Genomic DNA, 23,135 nt, shown 5'->3' on the forward strand with positions numbered 1-23,135 from the left:
GCCAGGCTTGCCGCCCCGTCTGGAGTGGAAAGCAAATGAGTATCGAAGGGGTCTTGAAGGAAGGGTTTGTCACCACCACGGCTGACAAGCTGATCAACTGGACGCGCACCGGTTCGCTGTGGCCGATGACGTTCGGTCTTGCGTGCTGCGCGGTCGAGATGATGCATGCGGGCGCTGCCCGTTATGACCTTGACCGTTTCGGCGTGGTGTTTCGTCCGAGTCCGCGTCAGTCGGACGTGATGATCGTCGCCGGCACGCTGTGCAACAAGATGGCGCCGGCGCTGCGTAAGGTCTACGACCAGATGGCCGAGCCGCGCTGGGTGATTTCGATGGGCTCGTGCGCGAACGGCGGCGGCTACTACCACTATTCGTATTCGGTGGTGCGCGGCTGTGACCGGATCGTCCCGGTCGACGTCTACGTGCCGGGTTGTCCGCCGACTGCGGAAGCGCTGGTTTATGGCGTGATTCAGCTTCAGGCCAAGATTCGCCGCACCAACACAATCGCCCGTCAATAAGGCCAACGCCTCCCCCACAATATGGCAAGCAAACTCGAGACCCTGAAAGCGAACCTCGAGGCGGCCTTTAGCGGCCTCCTGTTGAGCACGACCGAGGCAATCGGTGAGTTGACGATCGTCGTGAAGGCCAGCGACTACCTCAGCGTGGCAACCCGTCTGCGCGACGACCGTTCGCTCGGTTTCGAGCAATGCGTCGATCTGTGCGGCGTCGACTATCAAACCTATGCCGATGGCGCGTACGACGGTCCGCGTTTCGCGGCCGTTCTGCATTTGCTGTCCGTGCAGAACAACTGGCGTCTGCGTCTGCGCGTGTTCGCACCGGACGACGAAGTGCCCATCCTCCCGTCGGTCGTCGACATCTGGAATTCGGTCAACTGGTACGAGCGCGAAGCGTTCGATCTGTACGGGATCGTCTTCGAAGGCCACCCCGACCTGCGCCGCATTCTGACCGACTACGGTTTCATTGGTCACCCGTTCCGTAAAGATTTCCCTGTCTCCGGTTACGTCGAAATGCGTTACGACCCGGAAGAAAAGCGCGTCGTCTATCAGCCGGTGACGATCGAGCCGCGGGAAATCACGCCGCGCGTGATTCGCGAAGATCGCTATGGCGGTCTGAAACACTAAGAGAACGCCATGGCAGAGATCAAGAACTACACGCTCAACTTCGGCCCTCAGCATCCGGCGGCGCACGGTGTGCTGCGCCTCGTGCTCGAACTCGACGGCGAAGTCATCCAGCGCGCCGATCCGCACATCGGTCTGCTGCATCGCGCGACCGAAAAGCTCGCGGAAACCAAAACCTTCATCCAGTCCGTGCCGTACATGGACCGTCTCGACTACGTGTCGATGATGGTCAACGAGCACGGCTACGTGATGGCGATCGAAAAGCTGCTCGGCATTGAAGTGCCGCTGCGCGCGCAGTACATCCGGGTGATGTTCGACGAAGTCACGCGCGTGCTGAACCATTTGATGTGGATCGGCGCGCACGCGCTCGACGTCGGCGCGATGGCGGTGTTTCTGTACGCGTTCCGTGAGCGCGAAGACCTGATGGACGTGTACGAGGCAGTGTCCGGCGCACGGATGCATGCGGCCTACTACCGTCCGGGCGGCGTGTATCGCGATCTGCCCGAAGCCATGCCGCAATACAAGGCTTCGAAGATCCGCAACGCGAAGGCCCTGTCGAAGATGAACGAGAACCGTCAAGGTTCGCTGCTCGATTTCATCGACGATTTCTTCACGCGCTTCCCGACCTGCGTCGACGAATACGAAACGCTGCTGACCGACAACCGGATCTGGAAACAGCGTCTGGTCGGCATTGGCGTGGTCAGCCCGGAGCGCGCGCTGAATCTCGGCATGACCGGCGCGATGCTGCGTGGTTCGGGTATCGAATGGGATTTGCGCAAGAAGCAACCGTACGAGGTCTACGACAAGCTCGATTTTGACATCCCGGTAGGGGTCAACGGCGACTGTTATGACCGATATTTGGTACGCGTCGAGGAAATGCGTCAATCCACGCGGATCGTGAAACAGTGCGTTGAGTGGCTGCGCAAGAATCCTGGCCCGGTGATGATCGACAATCACAAGGTCGCGCCGCCGTCGCGCGTCGGCATGAAGTCGAACATGGAAGAGCTGATTCACCACTTCAAGCTCTTCACGGAAGGCTTCCACGTGCCGGAAGGCGAAGCCTACGCCGCGGTCGAACATCCGAAGGGCGAGTTCGGCATCTATCTGGTGTCGGACGGGGCGAACAAGCCGTATCGCCTGAAGATCCGCGCGCCGGGTTATGCGCATCTGTCCACGCTCGACGAAATGGCGCGCGGCCACATGATCGCCGACGCCGTGACGATCATCGGCACGCAGGACATCGTGTTCGGCGAAGTGGATCGCTAGGACGTATTCATCGCCGCGCGTCTTCAGATCGTACCGAGGCGCGCGTCAAGCAAAGGAACGCCGGGTCTGTCGCAGTATGGGTGAGCGACGGGTTTTCGTTCGGTAGGAATTGAAAGAGTCGTGTCTGAAAATGATCTCAGCTGAAGGCCTGAAAGAAATCGATCGTGCGATCGCGAAGTATCCCGCCGATCAGAAACAGTCCGCCGTGATGTCGGCGTTGGCCACTGCTCAGGAAGAGCATGGCTGGCTGTCGCCCGAACTCATGCAGTTCGTCGCGGACTATCTCGGCATGCCGGCAGTCGCCGTGCAGGAGGTCGCGACCTTCTACACGATGTACGAGACCTCGCCGGTCGGCAAATACAAGATCACGCTCTGCACGAACCTGCCGTGCCAGCTCGGCCCGGACGGCGGTTCGGACAGTGCCGCCGACTATCTGAAGCAGAAGCTCGGCATCGACTTCGGCGAAACCACGCCCGACGGCAAGTTCACCCTGAAAGAAGGTGAGTGCATGGGGTCGTGCGGCGACGCGCCGGTGATGCTGGTGAACAACCATCGCATGTGCAGCTTCATGAGCCGCGCGAAGATCGACCAGCTGCTCGAGGAACTTTCGAAATGACGTCTTTACACGATCGTCACATCAAACCGCTGATTCTCGCCGGCCTGAACGGCGACAACTGGCATCTCGAAGATTATGTGGCGCGCGGCGGTTACGCCCAGCTGCGCCGTATTCTGGAAGAAAAGATTCCGCCCGAGCAGGTGATCGCGGACGTCAAGGCGTCGGGTCTGCGCGGTCGTGGCGGTGCGGGCTTTCCGACCGGTTTGAAGTGGAGCTTCATGCCGCGTCAGTTCCCTGGCCAGAAATACCTCGTCTGCAATTCGGACGAAGGCGAACCGGGCACATTCAAGGACCGCGACATCCTGCGCTTCAATCCGCATTCGCTGATTGAAGGCATGGCGATCGGCGCCTACGCGATGGGTATTACGGTCGGCTACAACTATATCCACGGCGAAATCTGGGAAGTCTACAAACGCTTCGAACAGGCGTTGGACGAAGCGCGTGCCGCCGGGTTCCTCGGCGAAAACATCATGGGCTCGGGTTTCTCGTTCCAGCTCCATGCGCACCACGGTTACGGCGCCTACATCTGCGGCGAAGAGACTGCGTTGCTCGAATCGCTGGAAGGCAAGAAGGGGCAGCCGCGCTTCAAGCCGCCGTTCCCGGCGAGCTTCGGCGTGTACGGCAAGCCGACCACGATCAACAACACCGAGACGTTCGCGGCGGTGCCGTTCCTGCTCGCGATCGGTCCGCAGAATTACCTCGAAATCGGCAAGCCGAACAACGGCGGCACGAAGATTTTCTCGGTGGCCGGCGACGTCGAACGTCCGGGCAACTATGAAATTCCGCTCGGCACGCCGTTCTCGACGCTGATGGAACTGGCCGGCGGCATGCGCGGCGGCAAGAAGATCAAGGCTGTGATTCCTGGTGGCTCGTCGGCGCCGGTGATTCCAGGCGACATCATGATGCAGACCGACATGGACTACGACTCGATCGCCAAGCAAGGCTCGATGCTCGGTTCCGGCGCGGTCATCGTGATGGACGAAACGCGTTGCATGGTGCGTTCGCTGTTGCGTCTGTCGTATTTCTATTACGAAGAGTCGTGCGGTCAATGCACGCCTTGCCGCGAAGGCACGGGCTGGCTGTATCGCGTCGTGCATCGCATCGAGCACGGGCTCGGCCGTCCGGAAGATCTGGATCTGCTGAACTCGGTCGCCGAGAACATCATGGGCCGCACGATCTGCGCGCTCGGCGATGCGGCGGCCATGCCGGTGCGCGGCATGCTCAAGCACTACTGGGACGAATTCGAATATCACGTCGCCCATAAGCATTGCCTCGTCGGCGGTCATGCGGGACATGCGGCAGCGCCGGAAACCGTCGCGGCTTGAGCGCATCGGTACGCCGAGCGCACCACGTCGATACGCAGAAGAACACGTCATCCGCGGGATGCGGCGCCTGAAGCAGGCGCCCAACCGGGCGAACGATTGAGCGGTAACAGGTTAAGGAAGATTGACCATCATGGTTGAACTTGAAATAGACGGCAAGAAAGTCGAGGTGCCTGAAGGCAGCATGGTGATCCAGGCTGCGCATAAGGTCGACACGTACATTCCTCACTTCTGCTATCACAAGAAGCTGTCGATTGCGGCCAACTGCCGGATGTGTCTGGTCGATGTCGAAAAGATGCCGAAGGCCGTGCCCGCGTGCGCGACGCCGGTGTCGCCCGGCATGATCGTGCGCACCAAGTCGGATAAGGCCGTGAAGGGCCAGCAATCCGTGATGGAATTCCTGCTGATCAACCATCCGCTGGACTGCCCGATCTGCGATCAGGGCGGCGAATGCCAGTTGCAGGATCTGGCGGTGGGTTACGGCAAGTCGTCGTCGCGTTACAGCGAAGAAAAGCGCGTGGTGTTCCACAAGAATGTCGGCCCGCTGATCTCGATGGAAGAGATGTCGCGCTGCATCCACTGCACGCGTTGCGTGCGCTTCGGCCAGGAAGTGGCCGGCGTGATGGAACTTGGCATGCTGGGCCGCGGCGAGCATTCGGAAATCACGTCGTTCGTCGGCAAGACGGTCGACTCGGAACTGTCCGGCAACATGATCGACCTGTGCCCGGTCGGCGCGTTGACCAGCAAGCCGTTCCGCTACAGCGCCCGTACGTGGGAACTGTCGCGCCGCAAGTCGGTGAGCCCGCACGATTCCGTCGGCGCGAACCTCGTGGTGCAAGTCAAGAACAACCGCGTGATGCGTGTTCTGCCGTTCGAAAACGAATCCATCAACGAATGCTGGATTTCGGACAAGGACCGCTTCTCGTACGAAGGCCTGAACAGCCCCGAGCGTCTGACGCAGCCCATGCTCAAGCAAGGTGGCAAGTGGGTCGAAACCGACTGGCAAACCGCGCTCGATTACGTGGTCAAGGGCCTGAAGGGCATCAAGGGCGACCACGGCGCGAATGCGCTGGCCGCACTGGGTAGCGCGCACAGCACCGTCGAAGAACTGTTCCTGTTGAAGCAGCTGGCGCAGGCCGTCGGTACGCCGAACGTCGATTTCCGTCTGCGTCAGTCGGATTTCTCCGCGCCGGTGAACGGCGCGCCGTGGCTCGGCACGAACATCGCCGAACTGTCGAACCTCGACGCCGCGCTGGTGATCGGTTCGGATCTGCGTCGCGATCATCCGCTGTTCGCCGCGCGTCTGCGGCAAGCCGCGAAGAACGGCGCGAAGCTGACCTTCGTGCAGGCCAGCAACGATGACGCGCTGATTCCGCAGGCGCAGCGTGTCGTGGCCGCCCCGTCGGCATGGCTCGATGCGTTGGCGGGTATCGCTGGCGCGGTGTCGGAAGCGAAGGGTGCGGCGCTGCCGGAGGCGTTCTCCGGTACGCAGTCCACGGACGCTCACAAGCAGGTCGCGAAGTCGCTCGCCACCGGCGAAAGCCGTCTGGTGCTGCTGGGCAACGCGGCGGTCCGTCATCCGGATTTCGCGGCGATTCACGCCGCCGCGCAATGGATCGCGGAAGCGACCGGCGCGACGCTCGGCTTCCTCACTGAAGCGGCCAATACGGTCGGCGCGCATCTCGTGAACGCGCTGCCGGGCGAAGGCGGCTTGAATGCGCGTGAAGTGTTCGAGCAACCGCGTAAGGGCTATCTGCTGCTGAACGTCGAACCTGAGTTCGACACGGCCAATCCGGCGCAAGCTTTGGCCGCGCTGAACCAGGCCGAAATGGTCGTGGTGATGTCGCCGTTCCAGACCGGCGCCGAATACGCCGACGTGCTGCTGCCGATCGCGCCGTACACGGAAACGGCTGGTACGTTCGTCAATGCCGAAGGTACCGTGCAGGCGTTCAACGGCGTTGTGCGTCCGCTGGGCGACACGCGTCCGGCATGGAAGGTGTTGCGTGTGCTGGGCAGCCTGCTGGGCGCGCCGGGCTTCGAATTCGATACGGCCGAAGAAGTCCGCGCGGCGGCACTCGGCGACGGTGAACTGAATTCGCGTCTGTCGAACCGCACCAGCGTCGCGGTTGCACGCGGCAAGGCGGCCAAGGCGGCGGAAGGCAAATTCGAGCGGATCGCAAATGTGCCGATCTATCACGCCGACTCGCTCGTGCGTCGCGCGGAATCGCTGCATCTGACGGCGGCGTCGCGCGCGGCGAACTCGGTCGGTCTGCCGGCCGCGCTGTTCGACAAACTGGGTTTGAAGGAAGGCGACGCGGTGCGCGTGCGCCAGGGCGAGCAATCGGTGCAGTTGCCGGCCGTGCGCGACGCGAATCTTGCGGAGACGGTCGTCCGCGTATCGGCGGCTACGCCTGCCGGTGCAGCGCTGGGCAGCCTGTTCGGTGAACTGCTGGTGGAGAAGGCGTAAATGAGCTTGTTCGATACGATCAACTCGGGCGGCAGCCAGCTTCTCGGTGTGGCATGGCCCACGGTGTGGGCGCTCGTGCGCATCCTGGTGGTGGCCGTCGTGATCCTGCTGTGCGTGGCCTACCTGATCCTCTGGGAACGGAAGCTGATCGGCTGGATGCACGTGCGTCTCGGCCCGAACCGCGTCGGTCCCGCCGGTCTGCTGCAGCCGATCGCCGACGTGCTGAAACTGTTGCTGAAGGAAGTGATTCAGCCGGCGCAGGCGAGCCGCTGGATCTACATGATCGCGCCGATCATGGTGGTGGTGCCGGCCTTCGCGGTCTGGGCGGTGATTCCGTTCCAGGCGGGCGCGGTGCTCGGCGACATCAACGCCGGTCTGCTGTATGCGATGGCGATTTCGTCGATCGGCGTGTACGGCGTGATTCTGGCCGGCTGGGCGTCGAACTCGAAGTACGCGTTCCTCGGTGCGATGCGCGCCGCCGCGCAAATGGTCTCGTACGAAATCTCGATGGGCTTCGCGCTCGTCGTCGTGCTGATGACCGCCGGCACGCTGAACCTGTCGGGCATCGTCGGTTCGCAGGAACACGGCTTCTTCGCTTCGCACGGCCTGAACTTCCTGTCGTGGAACTGGCTGCCGCTGCTGCCGATGTTCGTCGTGTACTTCATCTCGGGCATCGCCGAAACGAACCGTCACCCGTTCGACGTGGTGGAAGGGGAGTCGGAAATCGTCGCGGGCCACATGATCGATTACTCGGGTATGGCGTTCGCGCTGTTCTTCCTCGCCGAGTACATCAACATGATCGTGATCTCGGCACTGGCTGCAACGCTGTTCCTTGGCGGCTGGAGCGCACCGTTCGGCTTCCTGTCGTTTATCCCGGGCATCTTCTGGCTCGTTCTCAAGGTTTTCCTGTTGTTGTCGGTATTCATCTGGGCGCGTGCCACGTTCCCGCGCTATCGCTATGACCAGATCATGCGTCTGGGCTGGAAGGTGTTTATTCCGGTCTGCGTGGTATGGCTGGTGGTGGTCGGCTTCTGGATCATGTCGCCGTTGAATATCTGGAAATAAAGGGCGGATGAACCCATGACCGCAATCCAAAACTTTTTCAAGACCTTCTTCCTGACGGAACTGCTGAAGGGTCTCGCGCTGACCGGACGTTACACGTTCCAGCGCAAGGTGACCGTGCAGTTCCCGGAAGAGAAGACTCCGATCTCGCCGCGTTTTCGTGGTCTGCACGCACTGCGCCGGTATGAGAACGGCGAGGAACGCTGCATCGCCTGCAAGCTGTGCGAAGCGGTGTGCCCGGCGCTCGCCATCACGATCGAATCGGAAACGCGCGCGGACAATACGCGCCGCACCACGCGCTACGACATCGACCTGACCAAGTGCATCTTCTGCGGCTTTTGCGAAGAAAGCTGCCCGGTCGATTCGATCGTCGAAACGCACATTCTCGAGTATCACGGCGAGAAGCGCGGCGATCTGTATTTCACGAAGGACATGCTGCTGGCCGTTGGCGATCGCTACGAAACCGAGATCGCCGCGAACAAGGCAGCCGACGCACCGTATCGTTGAAGCGCTTCACCCCGTACAGTTTCAGTTGTGGCGGTAAATGCGCAGTCAATGCGGCAGTAAATGCATGAGTAAAACGGCCTGTTGTCGGGCCGGGCGCCGCGGCTTGAACGCCGCGGCACGGCGCACCTGTGCGGCAGTTCCGGCGGTTCGTCCGCATGAACGGCCCCGAGTGCCAAAGAACAATGCCTGACGATGGCCTAACGATGAACCGGTAATCATGGAATTCACGACCGTACTGTTCTACATCTTCGCGCTGCTCCTGGTGGTTTCAGGGCTGAAGGTGATCACCTCGCGCAACCCGGTGTCGTCCGCACTGTTTCTGGTGCTGGCGTTCTTCAACGCAGCCGCGATCTGGATGCTGCTGCAGGCCGAGTTCCTCGCAATCCTGCTGGTGCTGGTCTACGTCGGCGCGGTGATGGTGCTGTTCCTGTTCGTCGTGATGATGCTGGACATCAACATCGACGTGCTGCGCAAGGATTTCAAACGCTTCGTGCCGATGGCGACCTTCGTCGGCGCGATCATCGTGATCGAAACCGCGCTGATCCTGTGGCACGGCTACGGCGCGACCGCCACCGTACTGCGCGATACCACGGCCGCCGCGAACGGCATGGGCGACTGGTCGAACACGCGCCTGATCGGCAAGGTGATCTACACCGATTACATCTTCGCGTTCGAAGTGGCCGGTCTCGTGCTGCTGGTCGCGATCATCGCGGCAATCGCGCTGACCACGAGCCACAAGAAGGACAGCAAGCGTCAGACGGTCAGCGAGCAGGTCAAGGTACGTGCTCAGGACCGTGTGCGTGTCGTGAAGATGAAGTCGGAAAAGACCGCGGCGACCCTCGCGGCGGAAGAAGCCGCCGCGGCAGCAGCAGCGGCGGCAGCAGCAGCCGACTCGGCGCCCGCGAAAAACAGCTGAGCGGACAGGAGATAGAAATCATGTTGACCCTTGCCCATTACCTCGTCCTCGGCGCGATCCTGTTTGCGATCAGCATCGTCGGCATTTTCCTGAACCGCCGCAACGTCATCATCATCCTGATGGCCATCGAACTGATGCTGCTGGCGGTGAACACCAATTTCGTCGCGTTCTCGCACTACCTCGGCGACGTGCATGGCCAGATCTTCGTTTTCTTCGTGCTGACGGTAGCGGCGGCGGAGGCGGCGATCGGTCTCGCAATTCTGGTGACCCTGTTCCGTAGCCTCGACACGATCAATGTCGAGGATCTCGATCAGCTCAAAGGTTAATTTCAGGAAAAGCGGTTATGTCCACGATACTCAATGAAAACCTGTTGCTGGCGATTCCGCTGGCACCGCTGGCCGGTTCCCTGATCGCAGGGTTGTTCGGAAAAGCGGTAGGACGAGCCGGTGCGCATTCGGTCACGATCCTCGGCGTCGCGATCTCGTTCATCCTGTCGGCCGTGGTGTTCTTCCAGGTACTGGACGGCGCGAGCTTCAACGCGACCGTCTACCAATGGATGACGATCGGCAAGACCAACTTCGAAATCGGCTTCCTGGTCGATTCGCTGACGGCGATGATGATGTGCGTGGTGACCTTCGTGTCGCTGATGGTGCACATCTACACGATCGGCTACATGGCCGACGACGACGGCTACCAGCGCTTCTTCTCGTACATCTCGCTGTTCACGTTCTCGATGTTGATGCTCGTGATGAGCAACAACTTCCTGCAACTGTTCTTCGGTTGGGAAGCGGTGGGCCTGGTCTCGTACCTGCTGATCGGCTTCTACTTCACGCGTCCCACGGCGATCTACGCGAACATGAAGGCGTTTATCGTCAACCGCGTCGGCGATTTCGGTTTTCTGCTGGGTATCGGTCTGCTGTTCGCGTTCGCCGGCTCGATGAACTACGGCGACGTGTTCGCGAAGCGCACCGAACTCGCGGCCTTGTCGTTCCCGGGCACCGATTGGGGCCTGCTGACGGTGGCGTGTATCTGCCTGTTCATCGGCGCGATGGGTAAGTCGGCGCAGTTCCCGCTGCACGTTTGGCTGCCGGATTCGATGGAAGGCCCGACGCCGATCTCCGCGCTGATTCACGCGGCGACCATGGTGACGGCCGGTATCTTCATGGTCACGCGCATGTCGCCGCTGTTCGAGCTGTCGGATACGGCGCTCTCGTTCGTGATGGTGATCGGTGCGATTACCGCGCTGTTCATGGGTTTTCTCGGCATCATCCAGAACGACATCAAGCGCGTGGTCGCTTACTCCACGCTGTCGCAGCTCGGTTACATGACGGTCGCGCTCGGCGCATCGGCCTATTCGGTCGCTGTGTTCCACCTGATGACGCACGCGTTCTTCAAGGCGCTGCTGTTCCTCGGCGCGGGTTCGGTGATCATCGGCATGCACCACGATCAGGACATCCGCAACATGGGCGGCCTGCGCAAGTACATGCCGATCACGTGGATCACGTCGCTGGTCGGTTCGCTGGCATTGATCGGCACGCCGTTCTTCTCGGGCTTCTACTCGAAAGACTCGATCATCGACGCGGTGAAGCTGTCGCATCTGCCGGGCTCGGGCTTCGCATACTTCGCGGTCGTGGCGAGCGTGTTCGTCACCGCGCTGTATTCGTTCCGTATGTACTTCCTGGTGTTCCACGGCAAGGAGCGCTTCCGTGGTCCGAAGCATCCGGAATCGCCGATGGGTATCGCCGCTGCCGCTCACGCGCATGACGGTCATGGTCACGACGCGCACGGTCATGATGCGCACGGTCATGATGCGCACGGCCACGGTCACGACGACCACGCTCACGAGCCGCACGAAACCCCGTGGGTAGTGTGGCTGCCGCTGGTGCTGCTGGCGATTCCGTCGATCGTGATCGGCGCGATCGGGATCGGCCCGATGCTGTACGGCGATTTCTTCCAGCACGGCGTGGCGTTCGACAAGGTGATCTTCATCGGCGAAAACCATCCGGCGCTGCATGAAATGGCGGAAGAGTTCCAGGGCTGGGCGTCGATGGGCCTGCACTCGGTGTCGGGTCTGCCGGTCTGGCTGGCTCTTGCCGGCGTGGTCGTGGCGTGGTTCCTGTATCTGGTCCGTCCGGATTTGCCGGCTGTCATCAAGCGCGCGTTCGGTCCGATCTACACGTTGCTCGATAACAAGTACTACATGGACAAGATCAACGAAGTCGTGTTCGCGCGGGGCGCCGTGGCAATTGGCCGTGGTCTCTGGAAGGAAGGCGACGTCGTGGTGATCGACGGTATCGTCAACGGCAGCGCGCGCTTCATCGCGTGGTTCGCCGGCGTGATCCGCTTCCTGCAATCCGGCTATATCTACCACTACGCGTTTGCCATGATTATCGGCATGTTGGGGCTCTTGACCCTGTTTGTAACGCTCGGCGGCAAATAAGGCGAAGACACTAATGCACGCTTATCCGATTCTCAGTATCGCTATCTGGTTGCCGATTCTCGTTGGCCTGCTGGTTCTGGCTATCGGTTCCGACAACAATCCGGCGCCGGCGCGCTGGATCGCGCTGATCGGCTCGGTCGTCAGCTTTCTGGTGACGATCCCGCTGATCACGGGCTTCGATTCGAGTACCGCCGATCTGCAATTCGTCGAGAAGGCGAACTGGATCGAGCGTTTCAACATTACGTATCACCTGGGTGTCGACGGCATCTCGATGTGGTTCGTCGTGTTGACGGCATTGATCACGGTCATCGTGGTGATCGCCGCGTGGGAAGTGATCACGAAGAACGTCGCGCAGTATCTGGCCGCGTTCCTGATCCTGTCGGGGATCATGGTTGGCGTGTTCAGCTCGGCCGACGGCATGCTGTTCTACGTGTTCTTCGAAGCTACGCTGATTCCGATGTACATCATCATCGGCGTGTGGGGTGGGGCGAACCGCGTGTATGCGGCGTTCAAGTTCTTCCTCTACACGCTGATGGGCTCGCTGTTGATGCTGGTCGCGTTGCTGTACCTGTATATCGAAACCGGCACGTTCGACCTCGCGACGTGGCAGCACGCGCCGATCGCGATGACGCCACAGATATTGATCTTCATCGCATTCTTCATGGCGTTCGCCGTGAAGGTGCCGATGTGGCCGGTTCACACGTGGTTGCCTGACGCCCACGTGGAAGCGCCGACCGGCGGTTCGGTCGTGCTGGCCGCGATCATGCTGAAGCTCGGCGCGTACGGTTTCCTGCGCTTCTCGCTGCCGATCGCACCGGACGCCAGCCATTTCCTCGCGCCGGTGGTGATCACGCTGTCGCTGATCGCGGTGATCTATATCGGTCTGGTGGCGATGGTGCAGGCGGACATGAAGAAGCTGGTCGCGTATTCGTCGATCGCGCACATGGGTTTTGTGACGCTCGGCTTCTTCATCTTCAATCAGCTCGGCGTGGAAGGCGCGATCGTGCAGATGATCTCGCACGGTTTCGTGTCGGGCGCGATGTTCCTGAGCATCGGCGTGCTGTACGACCGTATGCATTCGCGCCAGATCGCCGATTACGGCGGTGTCGTCAACGTGATGCCGAAGTTCGCGGCGTTCGTGATGCTGTTCTCCATGGCGAATTGCGGCTTGCCGGGTACGTCCGGTTTCGTCGGCGAATTCATGGTGATCCTGGCATCCGTCCAGTACAACTTCTGGATCGCGGGCGGGGCGGCGGTCACGCTGATTCTCGGTGCGGCCTACACGCTGTGGATGTACAAGCGTGTGTATTTCGGCGCGATCACCAACGATCACGTGAAGAGCCTTGTCGATATCAACCGACGCGAATTTTTCATGCTGGCAGTGCTCGCCGCACTGACGCTGTTCATGGGCCTGTATCCTAAGCCCTTTACCGATGTGATGCACGTATCCGTGGAAAACCTCCTCTCCCACGTTGCGCAATCGAAGCTGCCGTTGCCTCAGTAACGCCGAGCGGAGGAATTTAAACACCATGCAAAACGCCCCTATGACTGCTCTGTTGCCCGACGCGCTGGTGATGCTCGCCGTTGTCGTCGCGTGGCTCAACGACACGTTCGTCGGCCAGGCCGGTCGCCGCACCACCTACTTCATTGCGTTCTTCTCGACGCTCGTCGCCGGCATCTGGTTCGCGATGAACGCGTTCGATCCGCAGGTGCGCTACTACTTCGGCCACATGTACGTGGTGGACTCGTTCGCCAACGTGATGAAAGCGGTGGTGACGCTCGGTTATGCCGTGTCGATCGTCTATTCGCGCCGTTACCTCGAAGATCGCGGGCTGTTCCGCGGCGAGTTCTTCCTGTTGGGGATGTTCTCGTTGCTCGGCCAGCTCGTGATGATCTCCGGCAACAACTTCCTGACGCTGTATCTCGGGCTGGAACTGATGTCGCTGTCGCTGTACGGCGCGATCGCGCTGCGCCGTGACGCGGCGCCGTCGAACGAAGCGGCGATGAAGTACTACGTGCTTGGCGCGCTGGCTTCGGGCTTCCTGCTGTACGGCATCTCGATGCTGTACGGCGCGACCGGTTCGCTCGACCTGAACGAAGTGTTCAAGGCGATCGGCACGAGCCACTACGACCCGAGCGTGCTGCTGTTCGGCGTAATCTTCATCGTCGCTGGCGTGGCCTTCAAAATGGGCGCGGTGCCGTTCCATATGTGGGTGCCGGACGTTTATCAGGGCGCGCCGACGGCCATGACGCTGCTGGTCGGCGGTGGCCCGAAGGTTGCCGCGTTCGCGTGGGGGCTGCGCTTTCTCGTGATGGGGCTGTTGCCGCTGGCGGTCGAGTGGCAGGAAATGCTGGTGATTCTGGCGGCGTTGTCGCTGATCGTCGGCAATATCACCGGTATCGTGCAGCGCAACATCAAGCGGATGCTTGCGTATTCGGCGATCTCGAACATGGGCTTCGTGCTGCTGGGCCTGCTGGCCGGCGTGGTCGACCACAAGACGTCCGGCGCCGCCAATGCGTACGGCTCGGCGATGTTCTACAGCATCGTCTACCTGATCACCACGATGGGTACGTTCGGCGTCGTCATGCTGCTCGCACGCCGCGATTTCGAGGCCGACACGCTCGAAGACTTCAAGGGCCTGAACCAACGCAGCCCGGTGTTCGCGTTCGTGATGATGGTGATGATGTTCTCGCTCGCCGGCATTCCGCCCGCGGTCGGTTTCTACGCGAAGCTCGCGGTGCTGCAAGCCACCATGAATGCCGGTCTGACCTGGCTGACGGTGCTGGCGGTGATCACGTCGCTGTTCGGCGCGTTCTACTACCTGCGTATCGTCAAGCTGATGTACTTCGACGATCCGCAAGACAAGTCGCCGATCCACGCGGACGGTGGCACGCGTGCGTTGCTCGCATTGAACGGCGTGGCCGTGCTGGTGCTGGGTATCGTGCCGGATCCGCTGCTGAAGACCTGCCTGCAGGCCATCCAGCACACGCTGCTGCTCTGATGTCGGCTGCGGGTTGGTTTATCGTGTTGTTGGCGCTGGTCGGCGCCAACCTGCCGTTCCTGAATCAGCGCCTTTTCGCTGCTGTGCCGTTGAAGGCCGCGAAGAAAAGCGCGTGGATCAGGATCGGCGAATTGATCGTGCTGTATTTCGCGGTCGGCGCGCTCGGCTTTCTGCTCGAAGCGCGCGCGGGTAACCGCTTCGAGCAGGGGTGGCAGTTTTACGCAATCACGTTCGCTCTGTTCGTGGTCTTCGCGTTCCCCGGCTTCACCTTCCAGTATCTCGTCAAACGGCGCTGACGGCGTCCCGCCGTCGCGCACCAAGCTGTCCAGAGGTCCGCACATGGCTGAACTTCCCAATCACGACGCGGCGCTCAAAGAGACCTGTCTCGAGAGCGAAACGATTCATCAGGGTCCGTTTCTGACGTTGAAATGCGATACCGTCGAACTGCCGGACGGCAAGCAGGCCACGCGCGAATACGTTCAGCACCCCGGCGCGGTGATGGTGATTCCGTTGTTCGACGACGGGCGCGTGTTGCTGGAGAGCCAGTATCGTTATCCGATGGGCAAGGTCATGGTCGAATATCCGGCCGGCAAGCTTGATCCGGACGAAGGCGCGCTCGCGTGCGCGAAGCGCGAACTGCGGGAAGAGACTGGGTACACCGCGCGCGAGTATGTGTACCTGACGCGTATCCACCCGATCATTTCCTATTCCACCGAGTTCATCGACATTTATCTGGCGCGCGGGCTGACCGCCGGCGAGCGCAAGCTCGACGAGGGTGAGTTTCTCGAATTGTTCACCGCGAACGTCGCCGACGTTTCCGAATGGATTCGTACCGGCAAGATCACCGACGTGAAGACCGTAATCGGCACGTTCTGGCTGGAGAAGGTGTTGTCGGGAGCATGGCCGCTGGCACAGGCGCAATGAGGCGATAAAGCTACAACGGCTGAGTGCGAGCCGATCCGTTCCGTCAGGAAGTTGGCTGAAGCCCCTGTTGGTCTATGACCATCAGGGGCTTTTTGTTTGCTGCGCGGGACCTGTGTGAAGCCGAAGCTTTGCGCCGTGTCTGAAAAAATGTCTGCTCGTCCTATGCCATCCGGCAGACTCGCTCTGAGACACGCGCCACTCTAGTATGGATGCCGGTGATCGTCCTTGCGATTTAATTCGGATAGCGAATGGATCGCAGATGGTTGTTTTGCAATCGACAGTTTGAGTTGTCACTTGACAACCAGAATTGAACGCATTAAATTGGAGGGTATGGATGGCTCGTGGAACCCACTCCAAAAAGGAAATCGAAGCCGCACTGGCCTACGCCGAACTCAACGGCTGGCGTGTCGTGAGCGGCGGGAAAGGTCATGCGTGGGGAAAGATGTACTGTCCTCAGAACAGTGCGGAATGTCGCTGCGGAGAATTCTGTATATCCAGTGTCTGGAGCACGCCTCGCAGCCCAGGCAATCATGCCAGGCAGTTGCGGCGCATTGTCGATAACTGCACTGCGTCGCGTTGAAGTCAACGGCTTGGCATAGAGAACGGCAGCATCAAGAAAAGTAGGAGTCGCTATGGAATATTCGTTCACGTTGAAATTCAAACTCACCGCCGAAGACTGTGATCTCGACGCAATCGTCGAGCGTCTTGGTGAGGCTGGTTGCGACGACGCGACGGTCGGCGTCGGGCAACCAGGTCGTCTTGCGTTGTTTTTTTCGCGCGAAGGTTCGTCAGCGTTCGCTGCGCTCATCAGCGCGCTCGGAGACGTCAAGCGCGCGGTGCCGACCGCGCGTCTGGTGGAAGCGGGCCCGGATTTCGTCGGTCTGACGGACGTGGCGGAACTTGCCGGTGTATCGCGACAAAACATGCGCAAGCTGATGTTGAGTCATGCAATCGATTTTCCTTCGCCTGTTCACGAAGGCAGCGCTTCCGTATGGCACCTGTCGGACGTCCTGGCGTGGCTGATGGCGCGCGGCGGCTATGACATCAAGGCAGATGTGCTCGAAGTGGCGAAATCGGCGAAGCAGGTGAATCTCGCGAAGGAGGCGCGCGAGTTGGAGCCGAAGCTCAACCGGCAACTCGAACCTCTGGTTGCGTAGCGCTGAGGTGTAGGGCGCTTGGGCCGGCATCGCGGCAAGTCGAGCCAGTCATTGAACGAAACGTCATGGGATGATCAGATTCGCTTGGGCAGTCCTTTTCCCGAAGCGTTAAAATCGCCCACCGCGCCCGGAATCGTCCCGAGCGTCGAACTCCGGCGAGTCGAGCGTAATTAATGCGAACGACCGTTCACAAATTTTAGTTTTGCGCTAAACTGGCACGCAAGCCCTGATTCCCACATGAAGGTCCTCGACTTACAGTGTCCGCATGGCCATCGGTTCGAAGGCTGGTTCGCTTCGGCTGATGACTTCGAATCGCAGCAGTCCCGCAAGCTTGTCGAATGTCCCATTTGCGGTGCGAACGAGGTAAGCCGTTTGCCGTCGGCTCCGCGTCTGAATCTCTCGGGCGCGAGCGAGGCGAAAGCCCCGGCCGCTGCTGACGGTATGCAGGCGCGTGTGATGCGTGCGTTGCGCGAGGTACTGGAAAAGACCGAGAACGTGGGCGACCGCTTCGCCGAGGAAGCAAGGCGCATGCATTACAACGAAGCGCCTGCGCGCAATATTCGCGGTGTCACCACACCTGAAGACGCGCGAGCCTTGGTCGAAGAAGGCATCGAAGTGATGCCGCTGCCGGTCCCGGCCGCGTTGAAGGAACCGCTGCAATAGCGCAGTGGCTCACTGGCGGCGGGTGGTGGCGGCCAGGAGACACGACGCATGAATCTGGACTATTCCTCCGCTGATAACGCGTTCCGCGCGGACATCCGCAACTGGCTCGAAGCAAATCTGCCTCGCGAGCTCAGCGACAAAGTTCTCAACCACAAACGTCTTTCCCGCGAAGATTTCGCCGGCTGGCACAAGTTGCTCGGCACGCGCGGCTGGTCGGTGGTCGCCTGGCCCAAGGAATATGGCGGCCCCGGTTGGGATGCGACACAACGGCATATCTGGGACGAAGAGTGCGCGCGGATCGGTGCGCCATCCGTGCTGCCGTTCGGCGTGTCGATGGTCGCGCCGGTTCTGATGAAGTACGGCAGCGAAGCGCAAAAGCGCCACTACCTGCCGCGTATTCTCGACGGTACAGATTGGTGGTGCCAAGGCTACTCGGAGCCTGGATCGGGTTCGGATCTCGCGTCGCTGCGCACTCGTGCCGAACGCGTCGGCGATCACTACGTCGTCAACGGTCAGAAGACCTGGACCACGCTCGGGCAATACGCGGACATGATGTTCTGTCTTGTCCGCACCGACAGCGGTGCGAAGAAGCAGGAGGGCATTTCGTTCCTGCTGATCGACATGAAAACGCCGGGCATCACCGTGCGGCCCATCATCACGCTCGACGAAGACCACGAAGTCAATGAAGTCTTCTTCGAAGACGTGAAAGTGCCAGCCGACAATCTGGTCGGCGAGGAGAACCGGGGCTGGACTTACGCGAAATATCTGCTCGGCCACGAGCGTACGGGTATCGCACGCGTCGGCCAGTCGAAGCGGGAACTGGTATTCCTGAAGCGGCTCGCGCTGGATCAGCGGAAAAACGGCAAACCGCTGCTGCAGGATCCGGTATTCGCCGCGAAAGTCGCGAGCCTGGAAATCGAATTGATGGCGCTCGAAGTCACCGTGCAACGCGTGGTGGCCAACGAAACCGGCGGCCGCGGACCTGGCCCGGAGGCGTCGATGCTGAAAATCAAGGGTACGGAAGTCCAGCAGGCGCTGACCGAATTGATGTTCGAAGCGGTCGGGCCGCTTGCCGCACCTTTCGACGTGCCGTTCCTCGAAGGCGAACGCGCGCACAGCCTCGCCGGCGACGACGATGCCGCGCCACTGGCCGCGTACTACTTCAACTTCCGCAAGACGTCGATCTACGGCGGCTCGAACGAAATTCAAAAGAACATCATCGCGCAGATGATTCTCGGACTTTGAGGAGCGGCGCATGGACTTCACTTTCAACGACGAACAACAGCAACTCGCCGATGCACTGCGCCGCTACCTGGACAAAAACTACGGATTCGAAGCGCGTCAGGCGATCGTTCAGTCGGACGCAGGCGTTTCGGACGCGCAGTGGACCGCATTGAGCGAATTGGGCCTGACCGCATTGCCGGTGCCCGAGGCGCAAGGCGGTTTCAACGGCGGCCCGATCGACATGCTGGTGGTGATGCAGGAACTCGGCCGCGCGCTGGTCGTCGAGCCCTATTGGGCGACGGCGGTCGGCATCGAAGCGTTGCGGCTTGCCGGCAGCGGGCAGGGCGAGGACGCCGCATTGCTGGAGCGCGCGGCTCAAGGCGAGATCAAACTGGCGGTCGCATTTCACGAGCCACGCGCGCGTCATGACCTGTTCGAGGTCGCGACAACTGCGCACGGCGACGGCGCGCAGCAGACGTTGACGGGCACGAAATCGGTCGTCCTGCACGGCGCGCAGGCGCACTACTGGATCGTGCCGGCGCGGCTGGGTGGCGACATCGCGCTCTTCGTCGTCGCGCGCGATGCGGCGGGCGTGAAAGTCACCGATTACCGCACCATCGACGGTCAACGCGCCGCCACGCTCGAATTCAACGGCACGCCCGCGCGACGTTTGACCGGCCAGCATGCCGGTGCCGCCGCGCTCGAACATATCGCGGACTACGGCACGCTTCTGTTGTGCGCGGAAGCAATCGGCGCGCTGGACGCGCTGAACCTCGCCACTGTCGAGTACACCAAGACCCGCCAGCAGTTCGGCCAGCCGATCGCGCGGTTCCAGGCGCTGCAGCATCGCATGGTCGAGATGCTGATTCACGCCGAGCAGGCGCGTTCGGTCACGTATCTCGCCGCCATGCGCTACGGCAGCGAAGACGCCGACGAACGTCGCCGCGCCGTATCGGCTGCGAAGGTGCGGGTGGGGCAGGCCGCGCGCTTCGTCGGTCAGCAGGCGGTGCAGTTGCACGGCGGCATGGGCGTCACGAACGAAGTCGCGGCGGCGCATCTGTTCAAGCGGCTCGCGATCATCGAGACCACCTTGGGCGACGTCGATCATCATCTCGCGAGATTTGCCGCGCTGCCCGGTTTCATGAACGCCGAGGCCTGAGCGCAACGCCATCCGTAATCCGATCGCACGGCCATACCGCCCGATCGAAGACCGCGCAACGAACGGACACGAAGGAGACAGACAAATGGGTTTCAGCTACGAAGACATGGTTGCCGGCACGCGTTTTGAAGTCGGCAAACACACGTTCACGCGCGAGGAGATCGTGGAATTCGCGCAGAAGTTCGACCCGCAACCGTTTCATCTGGACGAAGAGGCGGCGGCCGCGTCGCCGTTTCGCGGGCTGGTCGCGAGCGGCTGGCACACATGCTCGGTGATGATGGGCATGCTCGTGCGCAATACGCTCGCCGGTTCCACGTCGATGGGCTCGCCCGGCATCGACGAGATTCGCTGGTTGAAACCGGTGCGCGTCGGCGACACGATCACGATGATCAACGTCGTGCTCGACAAACGCGTGCTGGAGAGCAAGCCGGATCGCGGCATCGTGCAGACACAGTGGGAAGGGATCAATCAGCACGGGGAAACGGTGATCACGGTGCGCTCGAAGGGCCTGTTCGGATTACGCAATCCGGGAGCCGCGTCATGACGGCTTCGACCGCGAGTACCGCGGCTACGGCCACCAACGCGACCATTCGTGATGCCGCCGCGCTGCGCGCGCTAGTAGGTGCCGCTGCCCTCGTCAGCGAATGGTTGATGGTCGATCAAGCCAATGTCGACCGCTTCGCGCAGGCCACCGGCGATCATCAATGGATTCACATCGATCCCGAGCGCGCGCGGCGCGAATCGCCCTTCGGTGGCCCGGTCGCGCATGGGTTTCTGACGTTGTCTTTGATCCCGGCGCTACTGGAAAAAACGGTGCCGTTGCGGCAGCGCATGGGCGTGAACTACGGCCTGAATCGTGTGCGTTTCACGTCGCCGGTGCCGGTGGGTTCGCAGTTGCGTGCGAGTTTCGCGGTGGAGTCCGTGAGCGATGTCGATAACGCCGGTGTGCAGGTCGTGTGGAATGTGACGCTGGAGCGGCAGGGCAGCGAGCGGCCTGTCTGTGTCGCGGAGTTCATCACGCGGCATTATTTCTGACGCGCAAACATACGGCGAACTCGAACGGATACATCAACGAAAAGCGCGGGCGGCCATGCATGTCGACACCGCCCCGCGCATTTTTTATGCGATCTAAAAAGCCGGTGAAACGCAATCAGGCGCGCCCGGCTAATCGCATCGCCGCACAATCACCGCTTCGCGTATTGCGTCGCGCCGAACAGCATTTCCTTCGCCTTGTCATCCATCACCGGCTGACGTTCGGACGCCAGCACGTCCACGCCGCGCACCGCCGCCGGCCGCGCCGCGATATCCTCGTGCCAGCGCTTCACGTTCGGAAACGCATCTAGATCGATGCCTTGGTTTTTCCACGAACGCGTCCACGGAAATGCCGCGATGTCCGCGATCGTGTAATCGTTGCCCGCGAGATAGCGCGTCTTGCCGAGTTGCGTATCCATCACGCCGTACAGACGCCGCGTCTCGTTCGTATAACGGTTGATCGCATAGTCGATCGGTTCCGGCGCGTAGACGCGGAAGTGGTGGGTTTGTCCGAGCATCGGAGCCAGACCGCCCATCTGGAACATCAGCCATTGCAGCGTCGCATAGCGGGCGGCCGGATCGGTCGGCAGGAACTGGCCAGTTTTCTCGGCGAGATACAGCAGAATCGCGCCGGATTCGAACAGTGCGAACGGTTTGCCGTCGGCGCTCTTCGGTCCTTCCGAATCCACGATCGCCGGAATCTTGTTGTTCGGGCTGATCGCGAGGAATTCGGGTTTGAACTGGTCGCCCGTGCCGATGTTGACCGCGTGCGCGGTGTACTCGAGACCGGTTTCCTCGAGCATGATGTGAACCTTGTGGCCGTTCGGCGTAGCCCAGCTATACACGTCGATCATTGTCGCTCCTTCGTTTCGTGAAAGCGGCGCCACGTAGGGCGCCGCTGTTGCCGAAAATTAGAGCATAGTTCGCGCGATGCTGCTGGCGGCGTCGCTCAACTCCGCGTGACCGGCGTTTCCACACGCGCGGCCGCATCCGCATCCTGATACCGCGCCAGTTCGAGTTTGGCGATCGCATTGCGATGCACTTCGTCGGGACCATCGGCGAAACGCAGCGTCCGCGCGCACGCATAGGCGTACGCCAGCGGAAAGTCGTCGCTGACACCGCCGCCGCCGTGCGCCTGGATCGCCCAGTCGATCACCTGACACGCCATGTTCGGCGCGACCACCTTGATCATCGCAATTTCGCCGCGGGCGCCCTTATTGCCGACCGTGTCCATCATGTACGCGGTTTTCAACGTGAGCAGCCGCGCCTGTTCGATCATGCAGCGCGCCTCGGCGAGCCGTTCCTGGGTGACGCCTTGCGCGGCAACCGGTTTGCCGAACGCGATACGCTGCAACGACCGTTTCGCCATCAATTCGAGCGCGCGCTCGGCGAGACCGATCAGGCGCATGCAGTGGTGAATCCGTCCCGGTCCCAGGCGGCCTTGCGCGATCTCGAAGCCGCGGCCTTCGCCGAGCAGCATGTTGCCGGCCGGCACGCGCACGTTATCGAGCGTGATTTCCATATGGCCGTGCGGCGCGTCGTCGTAACCGAACACGGAAAGCGGACGATGCACGGTGATGCCGGTCGCGTCGGCCGGCACGAGGATCATGGACTGCTGCGCGTGGCGCGCCGCTTCGGGATCGGTCTTGCCCATCACGATGTAGATCTTGCAGCGCGGATCGCCCGCGCCCGACGACCACCACTTATGACCGTTAAGCACGTAGTAATCGCCGTCACGCACGATGCTGGTCTGGATGTTGGTCGCATCCGACGACGCCACCTCCGGCTCCGTCATCAGAAAGGCCGAACGGATCTGGCCTTGCAGCAGCGGTTCGAGCCATTCGCGCTTGTTGTCCTCGCTGCCGTAGCGCTCGATGGTTTCCATGTTGCCGGTATCGGGCGCGTTGCAGTTGAACACTTCCGGCGCCCAGGGCACGCGTCCCATGATCTCGCACAGCGGCGCGTATTCCAGATTCGTTAGCCCCGCGCCGCGCACGGATTCCGGCAGGAACAGATTCCACAAGCCGGCGTCGCGCGCCTTCTGCTTGAGTTGTTCGACGAGTTCGGTCGGCTGCCACGCGTTGCCGTTGTGGCGATTGCGCGCGATCTCCGCGTAAAACGCCTGCTCGTTCGGGTAGATGTGCTCGTCGAAGAACGCGAGCAGTTTTTCACGCAACGCCTGGACCTTCGGGGTGTAATCGAAATTCATCTATGACCTTGCGAATCGTGGGATGTAGCGGGG

General features: G+C 61.3%; 24 protein-coding genes. 22 read left to right on the forward strand and 2 right to left on the reverse strand.

Features of this window, described 5'->3' with window-relative positions; translation table 11 throughout:
* The first annotated feature begins 35 nt into the window (after positions 1-35).
* From LFL96_RS05745 to LFL96_RS05850, 22 genes are all read left to right on the forward strand, one after another.
* Positions 36-515, forward strand: a complete 480-nt coding sequence (locus tag LFL96_RS05745; protein WP_006052903.1) for an NADH-quinone oxidoreductase subunit B — start codon at positions 36-38, stop codon at positions 513-515.
* 21 nt (positions 516-536) lie between these two features.
* A complete protein-coding gene (locus LFL96_RS05750; RefSeq protein ID WP_105511585.1) occupies positions 537-1,139 on the forward strand; it encodes an NADH-quinone oxidoreductase subunit C in 603 nt (200 codons plus the stop codon).
* A gap of 9 nt (positions 1,140-1,148) precedes the next feature.
* Positions 1,149-2,402 carry an NADH-quinone oxidoreductase subunit D gene (locus tag LFL96_RS05755; RefSeq protein WP_280999049.1) on the forward strand — a complete coding sequence of 418 codons (1,254 nt, stop codon included), beginning with the start codon at positions 1,149-1,151 and terminating at the stop codon, positions 2,400-2,402.
* A 130-nt stretch (positions 2,403-2,532) separates the two neighbouring features.
* A complete protein-coding gene (gene nuoE / locus LFL96_RS05760) occupies positions 2,533-3,018 on the forward strand; it encodes an NADH-quinone oxidoreductase subunit NuoE (RefSeq protein ID WP_280999051.1) in 486 nt (161 codons plus the stop codon).
* Positions 3,015-4,343, forward strand: coding sequence for an NADH-quinone oxidoreductase subunit NuoF (nuoF, locus tag LFL96_RS05765; RefSeq protein WP_280999053.1), 1,329 nt, complete (start codon positions 3,015-3,017; stop codon positions 4,341-4,343). The genes nuoE and nuoF overlap by 4 nt, the downstream gene beginning before the upstream one ends.
* A 130-nt stretch (positions 4,344-4,473) precedes the next feature.
* Positions 4,474-6,807, forward strand: coding sequence for an NADH-quinone oxidoreductase subunit NuoG (gene nuoG, locus LFL96_RS05770; RefSeq protein ID WP_280999055.1), 2,334 nt, complete (start codon positions 4,474-4,476; stop codon positions 6,805-6,807).
* Entirely contained in the window at positions 6,808-7,872 is a 1,065-nt protein-coding gene (nuoH, locus tag LFL96_RS05775) for an NADH-quinone oxidoreductase subunit NuoH (RefSeq protein ID WP_280999057.1), read from the forward strand.
* A gap of 15 nt (positions 7,873-7,887) precedes the next feature.
* Positions 7,888-8,376, forward strand: a complete 489-nt coding sequence (nuoI, locus tag LFL96_RS05780) for an NADH-quinone oxidoreductase subunit NuoI (RefSeq protein ID WP_007175608.1) — start codon at positions 7,888-7,890, stop codon at positions 8,374-8,376.
* Between the two features lie 217 nt (positions 8,377-8,593).
* Positions 8,594-9,292 carry an NADH-quinone oxidoreductase subunit J gene (locus LFL96_RS05785; protein ID WP_280999062.1) on the forward strand — a complete coding sequence of 233 codons (699 nt, stop codon included), beginning with the start codon at positions 8,594-8,596 and terminating at the stop codon, positions 9,290-9,292.
* 20 nt (positions 9,293-9,312) lie between these two features.
* The gene (gene nuoK, locus LFL96_RS05790; protein ID WP_006052894.1) at positions 9,313-9,618 is read left to right on the forward strand and encodes an NADH-quinone oxidoreductase subunit NuoK; all 306 of its coding nucleotides are present in this window, start codon (positions 9,313-9,315) and stop codon (positions 9,616-9,618) included.
* Between the two features lie 17 nt (positions 9,619-9,635).
* Positions 9,636-11,732, forward strand: a complete 2,097-nt coding sequence (gene nuoL, locus LFL96_RS05795; protein ID WP_280999073.1) for an NADH-quinone oxidoreductase subunit L — start codon at positions 9,636-9,638, stop codon at positions 11,730-11,732.
* A gap of 13 nt (positions 11,733-11,745) precedes the next feature.
* Complete coding sequence (locus LFL96_RS05800; RefSeq protein ID WP_280999075.1) at positions 11,746-13,236, forward strand: NADH-quinone oxidoreductase subunit M; 1,491 nt, start codon at positions 11,746-11,748, stop codon at positions 13,234-13,236.
* A 25-nt stretch (positions 13,237-13,261) separates the two neighbouring features.
* Complete coding sequence (gene nuoN, locus LFL96_RS05805; protein ID WP_280999077.1) at positions 13,262-14,734, forward strand: NADH-quinone oxidoreductase subunit NuoN; 1,473 nt, start codon at positions 13,262-13,264, stop codon at positions 14,732-14,734.
* A complete protein-coding gene (locus tag LFL96_RS05810) occupies positions 14,734-15,030 on the forward strand; it encodes a DUF2818 family protein (protein ID WP_280999079.1) in 297 nt (98 codons plus the stop codon). The genes nuoN and LFL96_RS05810 overlap by 1 nt, the downstream gene beginning before the upstream one ends.
* A 43-nt stretch (positions 15,031-15,073) precedes the next feature.
* Positions 15,074-15,658 carry an NUDIX hydrolase gene (locus tag LFL96_RS05815; RefSeq protein ID WP_280999081.1) on the forward strand — a complete coding sequence of 195 codons (585 nt, stop codon included), beginning with the start codon at positions 15,074-15,076 and terminating at the stop codon, positions 15,656-15,658.
* Positions 15,659-15,992: 334 nt separating this feature from the next.
* Positions 15,993-16,238 (forward strand): hypothetical protein, encoded by a 246-nt coding sequence (locus tag LFL96_RS05820; RefSeq protein WP_280999083.1) that lies wholly within the window; start codon positions 15,993-15,995, stop codon positions 16,236-16,238.
* A 52-nt stretch (positions 16,239-16,290) separates the two neighbouring features.
* A complete protein-coding gene (locus tag LFL96_RS05825; protein ID WP_280999085.1) occupies positions 16,291-16,815 on the forward strand; it encodes a DNA-binding protein in 525 nt (174 codons plus the stop codon).
* 237 nt (positions 16,816-17,052) lie between these two features.
* Positions 17,053-17,478, forward strand: coding sequence for a DUF1178 family protein (locus tag LFL96_RS05830; protein WP_280999087.1), 426 nt, complete (start codon positions 17,053-17,055; stop codon positions 17,476-17,478).
* A gap of 48 nt (positions 17,479-17,526) precedes the next feature.
* Positions 17,527-18,723 (forward strand): acyl-CoA dehydrogenase family protein, encoded by a 1,197-nt coding sequence (locus LFL96_RS05835; protein WP_280999089.1) that lies wholly within the window; start codon positions 17,527-17,529, stop codon positions 18,721-18,723.
* A 10-nt stretch (positions 18,724-18,733) separates the two neighbouring features.
* Positions 18,734-19,861, forward strand: coding sequence for an acyl-CoA dehydrogenase (locus tag LFL96_RS05840; RefSeq protein WP_280999091.1), 1,128 nt, complete (start codon positions 18,734-18,736; stop codon positions 19,859-19,861).
* A gap of 85 nt (positions 19,862-19,946) precedes the next feature.
* On the forward strand, positions 19,947-20,405 hold the full coding sequence (locus LFL96_RS05845) for a MaoC family dehydratase (RefSeq protein ID WP_280999093.1): 459 nt from the start codon (positions 19,947-19,949) through the stop codon (positions 20,403-20,405).
* Complete coding sequence (locus LFL96_RS05850; RefSeq protein ID WP_280999095.1) at positions 20,402-20,896, forward strand: MaoC family dehydratase; 495 nt, start codon at positions 20,402-20,404, stop codon at positions 20,894-20,896. The genes LFL96_RS05845 and LFL96_RS05850 overlap by 4 nt, the downstream gene beginning before the upstream one ends.
* Before the next feature lie 149 nt (positions 20,897-21,045).
* Here LFL96_RS05850 and LFL96_RS05855 read toward each other — a convergent pair whose 3' ends face one another.
* Both LFL96_RS05855 and LFL96_RS05860 read right to left on the reverse strand, forming a co-directional pair.
* Positions 21,046-21,747 (reverse strand): glutathione binding-like protein, encoded by a 702-nt coding sequence (locus LFL96_RS05855; RefSeq protein ID WP_280999097.1) that lies wholly within the window; start codon positions 21,745-21,747, stop codon positions 21,046-21,048.
* A 95-nt stretch (positions 21,748-21,842) separates the two neighbouring features.
* Positions 21,843-23,102 carry an acyl-CoA dehydrogenase family protein gene (locus LFL96_RS05860; RefSeq protein ID WP_280999099.1) on the reverse strand — a complete coding sequence of 420 codons (1,260 nt, stop codon included), beginning with the start codon at positions 23,100-23,102 and terminating at the stop codon, positions 21,843-21,845.
* Positions 23,103-23,135: the final 33 nt, after the last annotated feature.

The sequence above is a fragment of the Paraburkholderia sp. D15 genome, assembly GCF_029910215.1.
Lineage (GTDB): Bacteria > Pseudomonadota > Gammaproteobacteria > Burkholderiales > Burkholderiaceae > Paraburkholderia.